Source organism: Salinisphaera sp. G21_0 (assembly GCF_017744115.1).
Classification (GTDB): domain Bacteria; phylum Pseudomonadota; class Gammaproteobacteria; order Pseudomonadales; family Endozoicomonadaceae; genus Endozoicomonas.
The window spans coordinates 1-13,521 of sequence record NZ_JAGHQW010000046.1; the positions used below are offsets into that span (position 1 = coordinate 1).

Here is a 13,521-nt window from a genome sequence, read left to right on the forward strand (position 1 = left end):
ACCATAGAAGGTTAGAACCACCTGATCCCATCCCGAACTCAGCAGTGAAATGACCGATCGCCGATGGTAGTGTGGGGTCTCCCCATGTGAGAGTAGGTCATCGCCAGGCACCATTTTTACCTTGAGTTCGCTCAAGGCTGAAAATCCCGATAAAGCAATTTATCGGGATTTTTTTGTTGGCAAGCATGCAGCCAGGTTGTTGTTTAGTCACGAAGGAGTAGCGCAAGAATTCAGATACTACTGTTCCCATGGGCTTGCAGATCCTCAGGGTCATGAATCAAACCAAAAGACGATGCGCTCTGCTTTACTCTTTTGCAGCTGAGCCAGGTCCTGAAAATAACCTTCACCCAGAGCGTCTCTGACAGTATGATTAACAAACTCTTCGGGAACATGAGCCGCTTCAATGTTTCTGTCTCGCAAAGGCTTGTCATAGTTATAAGAAGTCAGTTCATCAACGGATAACCAGGAATGACTGTGTCCATCCGGATCCCGATCAGATCTGGCCTTGACGGAAGGACTGACATCGTTTGGCAGGCCCCGGGGTTGGTCAATCGGATGCGGGGTCACTCTCCGGCCAGTCCATATGCCCCCATTGCCCCAACTGACGAACTGGCCAACGTAGTCGTTTCTGAAACGAACACCGGCAACAAATGAAAAAACATCATAATCGCGATCGCTTAAAGGCTTATAGTCCGGGATTTCTTCCCATTGCCCAACATTATTTCTGAACTCAGCGTATGCATGTATGTCTGTACCCATAACTATTCAACCTCTGTTGTGATTTACCTCAGTTTTTCATAGTCAGCCGTCGTGTTAAGACGGTTAATACAATGACTTCTCCCCTATCATCTGGCTCATGGACCGTATGTGAATATACAGAATGGCTAGGTGTAAGCTTTTACAGACACACCTGCGCATACTGATAATAATGTTTTCTGATAATTGGCCGTTGGCTGTTTTCCCGTCATTCAGACCTGCTGAACAAAAAAAAGTTTCAGACCACAGGCCTGATGAGCAGATCGGTATTTTTCGAAAACAAAACGCAAAAGCTCTCAAGTTTCTTTAAGACCATGCATTACAAACCTGTACTATACGTCATTGGACTATTATTGATGACGCTTGCGGCACTGATGTGTATCCCGCTGTTTACCAATATTTTTTTTAATACGCCTGCTCACTATCTGGCTTTCACACTGTCGCCACTGCTTACTTTTGTTGTGGGTGGTATCTTATGCCGGTCTTGCAAAACAGAAGTCTTTGGATTCCGGTCCAGGGAGGTTTTCCTGCTGACCAATTCAAGCTGGATATTGGTCTGTGTGTTTGGTGCGTTGCCTTTTATTTTTGAAACAGAAATCAGTTTTACCGATGCATTCTTTGAAACCATGTCAGGCATTACCACCACAGGCTCTACGGTGCTGGTCGGTCTGGATAATATGAATCCGGGTATTTTGATGTGGCGCTCAGTCCTTCAATGGTTGGGGGGGATTGGCTTTATTGTCATGGCGGTTGCGGTTCTGCCTTTTCTTAAGGTGGGTGGTATGCGTCTGTTTCAGAGTGAGTCTTCCGACTGGTCGGAAAAAGTAATGCCCCGATCTGGTGTGATTGCCAAGCGGATCGTTCAGATATACCTGGGGTTGAGCGCATTGTGTGCCATGGCCTATTACATGGGGGGAATGACGGCTTTTGAAGCCATCAACCACGCAATGGCAACGCTCTCAACCGGCGGTTTCTCCACCTCCGATGCATCAATGGCGCATTTTGACAGCCCTGCCATTCACTGGACTGGCATCATTTTTATGTTGCTGGGCAGTCTTCCCTTTGTTCTGTTGGTAAGATTTCTCTCGGGTAATGCTGAGCCGTTATGGAAAGATTGTCAGGTTCGGGGCTTTCTCAGGCTGATTGGGGTTATCTGGGGCTCTATGACAGCCTGGTTAGTGTTGAATTCTGACTACGGCGTTTTTGCTGCATTGACTCTGGTTGCCTTTAATACGACATCTGTCATAAGTACCACCGGCTTTGCCCTTACCGATTACTCAATGTGGGGTGGCTTTGCCGGAGCTGCATTTTTCTTTCTGAGTTTTATTGGCGGTTGTTCAGGCTCTACCAGTGGTGGTGTAAAGATCTTTCGCTTTCAGCTGGGGTTGCGTTTACTGAATGTGCAGCTGAAGCTTTTGAGCCATCCCCGAGCCTGTTTCAGCATGCAGTACAATGGTCAGGCACTTAACTCTGATATTATTCGCTCATTTGTCGCGTTTACTTTCTTCTTTCTGATGCTGACAGGCATCATGACACTTTTGCTCAGTTTGATGAGATTGGACTTTATTACCAGCCTGACAGGAGCGGTCACGGCCATTGCCAACGTTGGGCCGGGGCTGGGAGACATTATTGGTCCTGCAGGTAACTTTGCACCACTGCCTGATATGGCCAAGTGGGTACTGGCAGCGGGCATGCTGATGGGACGATTGGAGGTCATTACCGTTCTGGTGATGTTTACGTCGGCGTATTGGCGACGATGAGACGCTGTCTTTTCGCAAGCATAATAAAAAGTTTACATAGCAGGCAGTTGAAAAAAACAATACGACCGTTATATTACATGTAATATTTGTTACATGTAATGGATTGCCTGATCACTTAACAGGTCAGGCAATCCACTGATAAAGAGAATTCATTCATGGCCTTGCGGAAAAACGCTGCACATTATCAGCGACAGTTTCGCTCCAGGATGAGAGAGCAGGGGCTGGTAAAAAAAGAAATCTGGATTGTCCCAGAAAATGCCAGCCTGCTGCGGGACATTGAGCAGCAACTACGACAAATCGATTCCTATCAACCACCAGGACATACCATCATGACCCAGTCATCAAGTGTTTGGACGATTCAAAGCTTATACGAGGCGTTGGCTAATGACCCACTGAGTACCAGTGGTAATGCGTTGTTGAACTTGGTGGATGGGACTGAGCCCTGTCTGGAAATCAGTATGGTTGAGTTTGGTGATCTGCCTATCTACCTGACGGTTTGTGGGGAGCAGATTATTGCCGATGCGGTGCTCTGGCCTTTTTCACTGGTCAAGGACCCGGTTGCGTTAAATGATGAGGTTTTGCGTACTCACAAATTATTTCCGCTGTCGACGATCAGTCTTGATCGCTTTCCGGATGGCAATGAGTACTACACCATTTTTGGTGCACTGAGTTCATCGTCTTCACTCCAGAATATCGTGCAGGAAATAGAAACGCTGGCAGCCAATGCCATCAAGGCTACAGAAGCCTATGGGAATCACCTGACTTCTGAGTCAGTGGCTTAATACCATCAAGCATTTAAAACAGGTAAATACCATGAGCATTTGGAGTAAAGTGATGACGGCCCTGAAAGGGGCGACCAACGAAGTCGGTGAAGCGATTGCAGACAGCAATGCTTTGCGTATTCTGGATCAGGAAATTCGTGAGGCGAGTGATCAGCTGCAGCAGTCCAAGACTCAGTTGGCTGGCATCATGGCCAAACAAAAACTCTCCTCACAAAAGTGTGCCGAGTTGAAGGAAAAAGTAGCTGAGTATGAAGGCTACGCCATAAAAGCCCTGGATCAGGGCGATGAATCGCTGGCTACAGAAGTTGCCAGCAAGATTGCAGAGTATGAGGCGCAGCTTAATTCAGAACTGGAAATGGAAAAGAGCTTTGCGGGCAGCATCGTCAGCCTGAAAAAGGCCATTACGGATGCAGAAGCGAACCTTCGTCGTCTCAAGCAGCAGGTTGATACGGTTAAAGCGACGGAGTCCGTACAAAAAGCACAGGCAGCCTGTGCCGCCAAACACAGCGGTGTTAACTCAAAAATGGCGACGGCAACGGATTCCCTGGAAAGGATCAAACAACGGCAGGCAGAGAGGGCTGCCCAGATGGAAGCGGCCAGTGAACTTTCCGGTGATACTGCTGAGAATGATTTGCAGGCCAAACTCAAAGCGGCTGGTATCACCAGGGGTGATGCTGATGCCTCCAGCGTATTGGAACGTCTGAAGGCTCGTCAGGGTTAATCGGTCATGATGGGGGCGAGGTAAATGCTGTCCCGATGCCGAGAAGAATGAACGCTGAGCCTGTCATCCATTTGCCCCACTGTATGCGTTGCTTGCAGTGGAGTATTTGTTTGCCAACACTGCCAGCAAACAGCCCAACAGCGGCATCAATCGGAAAGGCTACCAGCACAAACGTCAGGCCAAGCATTAAGATATCAATGTGAGCCGAGGGACTCGACGGATCAATAAATTGTGGAAAAAAAGCCAGAAAAAAAAGAATGACTTTCGGATTCAGCACATCTGTAATCACACCCTGATAAAAAATCTTTTTCAGGGCTGCGTTGGAAATACACTGTTCATTGCTATTCTCACCTTTCGAAAAAAAGAGCGTTCGGATTCCCAGGTAACATAGATAAGCCGCCCCGGCATATTTAATCAGTGAAAAGCCCATGGTTGATGAGGCTATCAGGGCAGACAGCCCGAGAGATGCAATGATAGTATGGATAAGTACACCGGTATGAACACCCAGGGCAGAAATGAATCCGGCCATGGCTCCCTGGGAAAGCCCGCGGGCGGCGATATACAGTAAATCCGGCCCCGGAGCCAGGGCAAGGATCAGGGTCGCTATCAGAAATAGCGCCAGTGATGACTCAGACATAACGCGTTCTCTTTCTATTCGTAGCCATCTGTCAGGGGTTTAAGAGTATAGTCCCGATTTCTCTATCAAGTGTTTCAAAGGGTGGTTTGTTTTTATGATCTTTGACTGGTTTAAACGTAAGAAAGAAGACGAAAGCAAGAGCGTTTCTTTACCATCGCCGCTTAATTTGCGGTTGGGAAGTGCGGTTGAATTGGATTTGTTACCTTTCCAGATGATCCGTGAGCAGCTGAGATTCACCTTGCCAGAAGGGATTCAGACGATTGAGGCAGCAGGTTTCATTAATTTAGGGGCCGGTGCTTCGCTGTGCCGCTTTTATACGTCGGATGATGGCTTTATTCAGATATCAACAAGTGGCGGTTATGAAACGCAGAACATTGATGACATAAAATTCTTTGTCTTTGCACAAACCCATAATATTGCCAGTGAGAGCGGTGCGAGCCTTTGGGTCAGTGACTCCGGTTTGATTGGTGCTAAGCGCTTTGAGCTGAATGAAACAGATTATCGCCGGGTCTGGGATGAGGTGGTTCCAGGACGGATTGAACCGGTCAATTTCACGGAAACGGTTCACAGCCGTGATGAGTCGGTAACGGCTTATGATGTAGACCATCTGGCCATGCTCTATCAGCGACAAATCAGTGGCAGTGAGCGTTATGAATATCTCCTGGCGTCCCTTGAGTTCAGCGGTGAGGATGAAGCTACAGCTGTCGTAAGTTTAGGGTTTGATCTTGATATTTCAGCCATGACGATCACTTGACCAATACGGCATGAATGAATTTCCGGTCTGGCAAGGGTATCCTTGTCAGTCAGTTCCAATAATGTTCAGGATGTAACAATATGATAGCCATTACCGACTATTTAGCCGGAGTTCCTCTTTTTCTTGCCTATTTTGCCGTTGCGCTGGTGTTAACGGGGATTTATGTCCTGGTTTACACTTGGTGTACTCCCCATGAAGAGATGAAATTGATCAGGGCGGATGTGTCGGCTGCTGCCATTGCTTTTGCTGGCAGTTTAATCGGCTTTGTTCTGCCCCTGGCCAGTGTTATTGAAAACTCGATTAACCTGGTGGATATGGCGCTCTGGGGCGGTGTTGCCCTGATTGTTCAGTTGGCTACATTTTTTGGACTAAGACTGTTTATTCCGCAAATCTCAGAGCATATTGCAGACAATAAGCTGGCTTCTGGTATCTGGCTTGGGGGAGTATCAATCGCAGCCGGTTTATTGAACGCTGCCTGTTTGACCTATTAGTACCGGAGTTAAGGGAATAATGAAGCGTTCAAAGAAGTTGCAGCTTGCCATTATGGGAACCGCTCCGTTTGTGCTTAGTGGCTGCACAGACTCCGCCAGAGAAGCGCTGGTTTATAAAGACGTAGCCAGTTGCATCAGTGATGGCGTGATATCCGATTCGGTTTGCCGGTATGAATACAACAAGGCCTGGCAGAACCATTTAATGATGGCACCCAAATATAATGCCGCCTCAGACTGTCAGCAGGACTTCGGCACGACATGTCAGCAACTGGCTTCCGGAGAGTATATTCCAACCATGGAAGGCTTTATGCTTGCCGCAGAGCCTGGCTCGAGCAGAAGCTCTTTTACGGTTATTCCTCTCTATCTTGGTAGTGGCGGTTTTTTCCGGACGGGTAACTACGATAGGGTTGGCAGCAGTTATCAGCAGGGAAAGGTCATCGTCGATAAAAAAGCAACGGCCAAGCCTTCTTTGACCAAGCCTTCAATAAAAAGTACTACTATGAAACGTGGTGGTTTTGGCAGCCGTTCTGCCGCAAGAGGAAGCTGGGGGGGATAATGCTGCGTATTACCTCTGCGCCAAGAAAAGATTGGACCAGACTGGCGGAGTCCCTTGGGTTTAAATTCCACACCATTGGTGGGGAAGCCTATTGGGATGAGACTGCTTATTATCAGTTCTCCATGAAGCAGGTCGAGCAGGATATAGAAGATCCTACCGCAGAGATTCACCAGATGTGTCTGCATCTGGTGGATAAAGCTGTGAATTCAGAACAGCTGATGGAGCGTCTGCGAATTCCCCGGTTTTTCTGGGACTATGTGCGTCATTCCTGGTTGAGAAGGGATTCCCATCTGTATGGACGAATGGATTTCTCATACGATGGTCAGTCACCTGCCAAGTTCTATGAATATAATGCAGACACGCCCACATCATTATATGAATCCGCTTTTTTTCAGTGGCTCTGGCTGGAGCAGATGGTGGAAGAGCAGAAGCTTCCGCCAGAGATCGATCAGTTCAATATCATTCAGGAAATGTTGATTGAAGCTTTGGTACTATTGAAAAAGCAGAAAATGGCCGGTGAGCTACTTTACTTCTCTTGCAGCCAAGATTCCGAAGAAGACTATGGAACGGTTGAATACTTCCGTGACTGTGCTGTTCAGGCAGGGCTTGGTACACAGTTTATTTACACTGAGGACATTGGTATCAGTCCGGAGGGCCAGTTTACCGACCTGGAAGATAGAACCATTCCCGGAATGTTTAAACTCTACCCTTGGGAGTTTATGTTTGAAGAAGCATTCGGGAGCTACCTTCCGGGCAGCGATACATTATTTTTTGAACCTCCGTGGAAGGCCATTCTGTCAAATAAGGCCATCCTTCCCATTCTGTGGCAGGAATTTAAAGGACACCCAAATCTTTTACCCTGTTATTTCGAGGATGAAAAACCGGGGGATGATCTGGGAAGTCATTACGTTAAGAAACCGGTTTTTTCCAGAGAAGGTGCAAACATCGCAGTGATGGACAATGGTAAGACGACAGTGAACGTTGATGGACCCTATGTCGATAGTGGTTATGTTCTACAGAAATATCAGCCTCTGCCGGTATTTGCCGGAAACCACACGCTGATCGGCAGCTGGGTTATTGCTGATCGTCCGGCAGGTATCGGTATAAGGGAAGATAACTCGGTGATAACCAGGGACAGCTCAAGATTTGTGCCACATGTGATCAGGGAGTAGTTAAAAAAGACCCTGACTTGATAACGGAGCAGGGCCTTTTGTGAGTCACTTAAAAGTGGATGGAAGCGGCAACGTATGCTTGGCAAGAGTCGTTTACTTTCAGTTTGATATCATCAGACCCCTGGAATTGGTGAGAAGTGCTATTAGTCAGATATTTCACGCCAGCTTCCAGATCGATATTATCAATCTGATAAATAACGCCTGCCTGGGCTCCGTAGGCAAAGCCCCATTTCTTTTTAAAACTGTCTTGCTTGTCGGCTGCAATAAAAGAGCCATTGGCTTTTGTTTCTGTGGCACCGATGGTTAAACCAATAAACGGTTGAACATCCCATTCAGGCATAAACAGATAGTCGGCAGAAACCAGAAGGTTAAGTTGCTTAATGTCGTGAACTTTAAAATCGACACCGTCAGAGCCCCATTGAGCATCTTTCGGCTTGAGATAACCAGCAGTGAAATAGACTCTGGCCTCGTCATCCATAAAGCCACCAAGACGAAGCCCGAAAAAGCCAGTATTGTCACTGTCATCAACCGATGTGCCGGAACCGTCAAGCTTTACTTTGGTCTTGGCATAACCTCCTTCAAGGCCAACAAAAATATCATTCTCCGACCAGCCATCATCCCACCCGGTGGCCAGGGCAAATGAAGAAACAGCAGAAAACGCAAGAGCGGATAAAAGTGAGGTTATCTTTTTCATGGGGGTTCCCAAAATATTCCATATTGAATGTGTGTACAAGAGATAACGCGCTTGATCTATATGCAATAGATATAGATCAGGCTCGGAATAAGGAATCGTTGCTAATATAGTTTTATTTCTGAGCAAGCAAGAAGGCAGACCTTAAAGGAAGTTTGCGCTCAGAGTAACTATTAAAAACAGCGTTTCATTATTAATCATTGAATCTATATAGAACACAAATTTGGGTTCTGCCATTTTCATTTAGTGTACTAAGGTACAATTTAATTATGAAAGGTTGATTTCAAAGCGTAAATACGGTGAGTATAAGTTAAGAAGCAGGTAAAAAAACTGTTTAATTTGATTGCCTGGATAGATGTTTTGAACATCTTTTAAATAATAAGAATATCACTAATGTATTTGTGCAATTCTAGTGTTGTTTTAATGTGGAATTTAATATTTGTTTTTAATGTTTTTACAAAATTACCAGATTAGCATTCATTGTGGTTGTTCTTATTTGAGGTCTTATGCTTATTTTTATGCTCTTTTGTTGTGATGACAATAAAAAAGCCACTTAAAAGTGGCTGATATTCATAACTTCTCCTGGATACCAATTGAGCATTATTTGATGTGCTTATCAGCTTCTTTAAAGAAGAGTGCCATGTCATTCCAGGGCGTTGTTTTTCTGAGAATACGTCTGCAAGTTACGATCGTTTCAAAATATGGGGTCTGTTTCTTCAGCTCAACCCAGCCGCTGATACCACTGTTTTTCATGATACAACTCGACTAAATTCGGTGATGGGATAATCATGCTTTCAGTATATGACGGTAAAATTTTTATAAAAATCAATAATACTTTGTGAGCCTATCAAGTATTCTTATGCCTTGATTCTGTTGATGGAACAGGCTGTACATTAAATGCATATTACGCTTCGTCAGCTGGAAATATTTCGGGCGGTGGCTCAGTACGGAAGGGTGACTGGTGCTGCTGAGAGTTTGCATATTTCCCAGCCGGCGGCCAGCATGGCTTTATCGGAACTGGAAAAGCACCTGGGACCACTGTTTGACCGTAACCAGGGCGCAGGTCTGAAGATGAATGACTCCGGCCGTGCCCTGTTGCCAAAGGCATCCGAATTGATTGATCGCGCAAAGGAGCTGGAAAACCAGTTTGCCGGGGATGGATCCTATGAGTCGGGTTCTCTGGTTTTGAATGCCAGCTCAACCATAGGCAATAACCTGTTGCCCAAAATGCTTGCCCGGTTCCGGGAAAGTCATCCCGGTATCAGAATTGATCTGGAAATTGATAATACCCGTGTCATTGAGCAGCGGTTGCTGGACTTTAACACAGATCTCGCGGTCGTCGAGGGTGTCTGCCTGCATCCGGATATCGAGGTAACCACATGGCTGGAAGATGGGCTGGTGGTTATTTGCAGTCCGGATCATCCATTGGCTAATAAGGGCAATATGCCACTCTCTTCTCTGGCCAATGAGTTGTGGGTGTTAAGAGAGCCGGGCTCGGGTACGCGGGAACTGTTCGATGAGATGATTGCTACTCAGCTGCCGTCGCCTAAGGTTGCCATGGTGCTGAACCGTTCAGAAGCGGTGAAACAGGCGGTCAGTGATGGCGTTGGTATCGCCTGTATTTCAAGTCTGGCGGCAAAGTCCACTCTGGATACCGGGCATATGGCAACGATTGGGGTGACAGGGTTGAACCTGAAGCGTCATTTTTATCTATTGACCCACAAGAGAAAGTACAAAAGTACAGTTTTTACTCAGCTGTGCCAGTTCATCCTTGCAAGCAAGCCCTTTGAAAACGTTTGATTTTTATACACAGGGTATTTGATTTCTCAGACGCTGCTTTTCCGGCTAATGCCAGGGCATATTCCTCTTCCCCTTATACGGCACGTGCTGACCGGCTGTTCTACCAAATTCTATGTTTTATGACTTTGTGAAATATTAATTGGTAAGTATGGTTTCGGTTGAATATAGGTACTATTACCCATATACTGCGGCCGCTGGGATGTCAGAAATCATCAATCAAATAACAGGTGCTGACATAATCCAACAAAATATTACGCGGTGTGCATGCAATAATCTTTTGCTCCCCCTTTTCCTGATGAAAGTGGGGAAAGATAACTGAGCAGTAGTTAACGGAAGTATGTCAGAAGCAAAAGCCTGGAAGCAGCAGATAGCAATGGGTCGTGATGACTGGTCTGGATTTGCCAGCCGCAAGTCTGGTCGTGCTGATCATCGTCAATACATGTGGCTCCAACAGCCACCAGTGCATCGTGTTATTGTCGCCCAGTTGGTAGTATCTGCGGTGCTGGCCCTGGCACTGCTTCCTCTGGGAATCACTTTTACATTGTCTTCGTTTCTGGGAGGACTCTGTTGCTCACTGCCCAATGCGTATTTTGTATGGCGAGCGTTCCGCTATCGTGGCGCACGCTCGGCAAAACTGATTGTCAGCTCATTTTACCGTGGAGAAGCTGGCAAACTGGTACTGACCACAGCGGGTTTTATCCTGGTGTTTACCCTGGTTAAACCGCTGGAACCCCTGGCACTGTTTGGAACGTTTGTCGTGGTTCAGGCAGTCAGCTGGTTTGCACCATTGCTGGTGGTTCGTCGGCAGAAACCAGTAAAGTAATGGTTGGTAGACAACGCCCCGCCCATGGCGGTTGATTGCTGAAAAGTGTTTAAGTGGAAAAGCTGTTAACGGCTTTGTCTGATTTCAGATCAGATGTTGAGGGCCGGACAGCTTTGATATTGACAATGTAATGGATGATTAACAGGATTAGCCATGGCAAATACTGCTACTGAATACATACAGCACCACTTGCAGAATTTGACGTATGGTCAGCTGCCTGCTGGTTATCAGCGAGTTGACGCTTATGGTCAGCCTCAGGGTGTTCTCACCGAGCCAACCTGGACGTTTGCCCTGACCCCCGCTGAAGCCAAAGAGATGGGGTTCTGGGCCATTCATGTAGACAGCATGCTCTGGTCGGTATTCCTCGGCTTTGTGTTTGTTCTCCTGTTCCGCTTTGTTGCCAAAAATGCCACAGCTGGCGTTCCTGGTAAGCTGCAAAATGCCATTGAGTCCATTGTTGAATTTGTGGACACCAGCGTTCGCGAATCCTTCCATGGTAAAAACCCACTGATTGCTCCCCTGGCCCTGACCATTTTTGTCTGGATCTTCTTCATGAATCTCATGGACCTGATTCCTGTGGACTGGATTCCCGGTCTGGCAACACTGGCAGGCATTCCCTACATGAAGATCGTGCCATCGACAGATCCGAACATCACCATGTCCATGTCGATCAGCGTATTCTTCCTGATGCTCTTCTTCTGGATCAAGGTGAAAGGTGTGTCTGGCCTGTTCTCTGATCTGGCTCTGCACCCATTCTCCAGCAAGAATCCGCTGGCGAAGGTTATTCTGATTCCTGTCAACCTGCTGCTGGAAACGGTGTCCCTGTTAGCCAAACCCGTTTCCCTCGGGCTGCGACTGTTCGGCAATATGTATGCCGGTGAACTGATATTTATCCTGATAGCCATGATTGGCTGGGCGCAGCTGCCACTGCATTTTGGCTGGGCTGTCCTCCATATTCTGGTTATTACCCTTCAGGCTTACATCTTCATGACTCTGACCATTGTTTATCTGAGCAGCGTTCATGAAGAACACTGAGTGAAAGGTAACCGGGCAGCGTATCCTTCAGGAGAGCTGCCCACTGGATAAATTTACTTTAACTAACCACTGAATCTCACAACACACGACCTGAAAAGTCGGGAGGAAATATGGAACTGGTAGTTGGTCTGACAGTAATCAGTGTTGCCATCATGCTGGGTGTAGCGGCGCTGGCAACGGGTATTGGCTTTGCCCTGCTGGGTGGCAAATTCCTGGAAGGGGTTGCCCGTCAGCCGGAAACTGCACCTATGCTGCAAACCAAAATGTTCATCGTTGCGGGTCTGCTGGATGCGATCCCAATGATTGCCGTTGGTATTGCCCTGTTCTTCACCTTTGCTAACCCGTTCGTTGGTCTGCTCTAAGCAAAGACGTTAATGCCCGACCAGGTGCCAAGCCACGCAGGTCGGTTCCCCCGGGAGCCGACCTGCGTTGAGAAAAGGCCAGGCTCTGAAAGGAGCCAACGACATTAACTAAAAGAGGTGTTGGCGTGAATTTAAATGCAACTCTGATCGGCCAATCCATCGCTTTTATGTTCTTTGTGTGGTTCTGCATGAAATATGTGTGGCCACCTCTGACCAAAGCGCTGAGTGACCGACAGCAAAAAATAGCCGATGGTCTGGCTGCTGCTGATAAAGCAGAAAAAGACCTGGCTCAGGCCAATGACAAGGTTGCTGAACTGCTGAAAGAAGCAAGAGCTGAAGCCCAGGGCATCATTGAGTCAGCCAACAAGCGCGCAAACCAGATTGTCGATGAGGCCAAAGAACAGGCCCGTGCTGAAGGTGACCGCCTGAAGGCCGCTGCTGCTGCTGAAATTGAGCAGGACGCTAACCGGGCTCGTGAAGCATTGCGTACGCAGGTGGCAAGCCTCGCTATTGCCGGTGCTGAACGAATTCTGGGTGAACGTCTGGACGAGGCAGCGAACAGCAAGCTGGTTGATGATCTGGCGGCTGAACTTTAAGGGGGCTGGAGATCATGGAATTAACAACCTGTGCCCGTCCCTACGCCAAAGCGGCATTTGAATATGCCCGTGATGCCTCACGTTTGAGCGAATGGTCTGACATGCTGTCGCTCTGTGCCAGTGTGAGCGCATACCAGAAAGTGGTTGAGCTGCTGGGCAATCCGCAATTGAGTGGTGCGCAACAGGCAGAAACCATTATCGGACTGTGTCAGGGCGACGGTTCACTGGATCAGCCGTTTGAGAATTACCTTCGGGTGTTGTCAGAACATCGTCGTCTGCAACTGCTGCCTGAAATCGCTGTCCTGTATGCCCGGTTGAGAGCGGAAGAAGAACGTTCCCAGCAGGTGCAGGTGACGTCAGCGTACCCCCTGAGTCAGGAGCAGCAAGATAAACTGGCAGAAAAAATGGCGGCCAGACTTGGACGTTCTGTTCAACTGGTGACAGAGATCGACAGTAGCATTTTAGGTGGCGTTATCGTCAAAGCGGGTGACCTGGTCATTGATGGCAGTCTCCGTGCCCGGCTGGGCAAGCTGGCCGATGCGATGATTTCCTGAGTAATCAATACAGCCTTGAGCTCAACAATAG

Annotated in this window: 17 protein-coding genes and 1 rRNA gene; 14 read left to right on the forward strand and 4 right to left on the reverse strand. The window is 47.5% G+C overall.

What is annotated here, in order from left to right; all coding sequences use genetic code 11:
• Positions 1-109: ribosomal RNA gene (gene rrf, locus J7439_RS18895) — 5S ribosomal RNA — on the forward strand; the annotation flags it as partial.
• On the opposite strand, the gene J7439_RS18900 is transcribed toward rrf, so the two are convergent.
• Together J7439_RS18900 and J7439_RS18905 are read right to left on the reverse strand one after the other, a co-directional pair.
• The gene (locus J7439_RS18900) at positions 98-250 is read right to left on the reverse strand and encodes a hypothetical protein (protein ID WP_209203511.1); all 153 of its coding nucleotides are present in this window, start codon (positions 248-250) and stop codon (positions 98-100) included. The two genes, rrf and J7439_RS18900, sit on opposite strands and share 12 nt — an antisense overlap.
• 20 nt (positions 251-270) lie before the next feature.
• Entirely contained in the window at positions 271-759 is a 489-nt protein-coding gene (locus J7439_RS18905) for a hypothetical protein (protein WP_209203512.1), read from the reverse strand.
• Between the two features lie 311 nt (positions 760-1,070).
• On the opposite strand from J7439_RS18905, the gene J7439_RS18910 reads away from it, so the two are divergent.
• From J7439_RS18910 to J7439_RS18920, 3 genes are all read left to right on the forward strand, one after another.
• Positions 1,071-2,516, forward strand: a complete 1,446-nt coding sequence (locus J7439_RS18910) for a TrkH family potassium uptake protein (protein WP_286198435.1) — start codon at positions 1,071-1,073, stop codon at positions 2,514-2,516.
• Between the two features lie 155 nt (positions 2,517-2,671).
• Positions 2,672-3,298 (forward strand): YjfI family protein, encoded by a 627-nt coding sequence (locus J7439_RS18915; RefSeq protein WP_209203514.1) that lies wholly within the window; start codon positions 2,672-2,674, stop codon positions 3,296-3,298.
• A 31-nt stretch (positions 3,299-3,329) separates the two neighbouring features.
• Positions 3,330-4,019 carry a PspA/IM30 family protein gene (locus J7439_RS18920; RefSeq protein WP_209203515.1) on the forward strand — a complete coding sequence of 230 codons (690 nt, stop codon included), beginning with the start codon at positions 3,330-3,332 and terminating at the stop codon, positions 4,017-4,019.
• Positions 4,020-4,023: 4 nt separating this feature from the next.
• Here J7439_RS18920 and J7439_RS18925 read toward each other — a convergent pair whose 3' ends face one another.
• Positions 4,024-4,656, reverse strand: a complete 633-nt coding sequence (locus tag J7439_RS18925; protein WP_209203516.1) for a LysE family translocator — start codon at positions 4,654-4,656, stop codon at positions 4,024-4,026.
• A 94-nt stretch (positions 4,657-4,750) separates the two neighbouring features.
• Here J7439_RS18925 and J7439_RS18930 point away from each other — a divergent pair, with 94 nt between their 5' ends.
• From J7439_RS18930 to J7439_RS18945, 4 genes are all read left to right on the forward strand, one after another.
• On the forward strand, positions 4,751-5,410 hold the full coding sequence (locus tag J7439_RS18930; RefSeq protein WP_209203517.1) for a DUF2491 family protein: 660 nt from the start codon (positions 4,751-4,753) through the stop codon (positions 5,408-5,410).
• Positions 5,411-5,490: 80 nt separating this feature from the next.
• Positions 5,491-5,901, forward strand: a complete 411-nt coding sequence (locus tag J7439_RS18935; protein ID WP_209203518.1) for a DUF350 domain-containing protein — start codon at positions 5,491-5,493, stop codon at positions 5,899-5,901.
• 19 nt (positions 5,902-5,920) lie between these two features.
• Positions 5,921-6,457: a DUF1190 domain-containing protein gene (locus tag J7439_RS18940; RefSeq protein WP_101747450.1), complete on the forward strand. Its 537-nt coding sequence runs from the start codon at positions 5,921-5,923 to the stop codon at positions 6,455-6,457.
• Positions 6,457-7,629: a glutathionylspermidine synthase family protein gene (locus J7439_RS18945; RefSeq protein ID WP_209203519.1), complete on the forward strand. Its 1,173-nt coding sequence runs from the start codon at positions 6,457-6,459 to the stop codon at positions 7,627-7,629. Before J7439_RS18940 ends, J7439_RS18945 begins: the two co-directional genes overlap by 1 nt.
• A gap of 49 nt (positions 7,630-7,678) precedes the next feature.
• Here the strand turns inward: J7439_RS18945 and J7439_RS18950 are convergent, their stop codons facing one another.
• The gene (locus tag J7439_RS18950; RefSeq protein WP_209203520.1) at positions 7,679-8,449 is read right to left on the reverse strand and encodes an outer membrane beta-barrel protein; all 771 of its coding nucleotides are present in this window, start codon (positions 8,447-8,449) and stop codon (positions 7,679-7,681) included.
• A gap of 768 nt (positions 8,450-9,217) precedes the next feature.
• Between J7439_RS18950 and J7439_RS18955 the strand changes: the two genes are divergently transcribed.
• The 6 genes from J7439_RS18955 to J7439_RS18980 all read left to right on the forward strand — a co-directional run bounded on the left by J7439_RS18955 (position 9,218) and on the right by J7439_RS18980 (position 13,490).
• On the forward strand, positions 9,218-10,120 hold the full coding sequence (locus J7439_RS18955) for a LysR substrate-binding domain-containing protein (protein ID WP_209203521.1): 903 nt from the start codon (positions 9,218-9,220) through the stop codon (positions 10,118-10,120).
• A 439-nt stretch (positions 10,121-10,559) separates the two neighbouring features.
• Positions 10,560-10,943 (forward strand): F0F1 ATP synthase subunit I, encoded by a 384-nt coding sequence (locus J7439_RS18960; protein ID WP_209203554.1) that lies wholly within the window; start codon positions 10,560-10,562, stop codon positions 10,941-10,943.
• Positions 10,944-11,096: 153 nt separating this feature from the next.
• Entirely contained in the window at positions 11,097-11,978 is an 882-nt protein-coding gene (gene atpB / locus J7439_RS18965; RefSeq protein WP_209203522.1) for a F0F1 ATP synthase subunit A, read from the forward strand.
• A gap of 110 nt (positions 11,979-12,088) precedes the next feature.
• Entirely contained in the window at positions 12,089-12,340 is a 252-nt protein-coding gene (atpE, locus tag J7439_RS18970; protein ID WP_020581950.1) for a F0F1 ATP synthase subunit C, read from the forward strand.
• Positions 12,341-12,465: 125 nt separating this feature from the next.
• On the forward strand, positions 12,466-12,936 hold the full coding sequence (locus J7439_RS18975) for a F0F1 ATP synthase subunit B (RefSeq protein ID WP_209203523.1): 471 nt from the start codon (positions 12,466-12,468) through the stop codon (positions 12,934-12,936).
• A gap of 11 nt (positions 12,937-12,947) precedes the next feature.
• Positions 12,948-13,490: a F0F1 ATP synthase subunit delta gene (locus tag J7439_RS18980; protein WP_209203555.1), complete on the forward strand. Its 543-nt coding sequence runs from the start codon at positions 12,948-12,950 to the stop codon at positions 13,488-13,490.
• Positions 13,491-13,521: the final 31 nt, after the last annotated feature.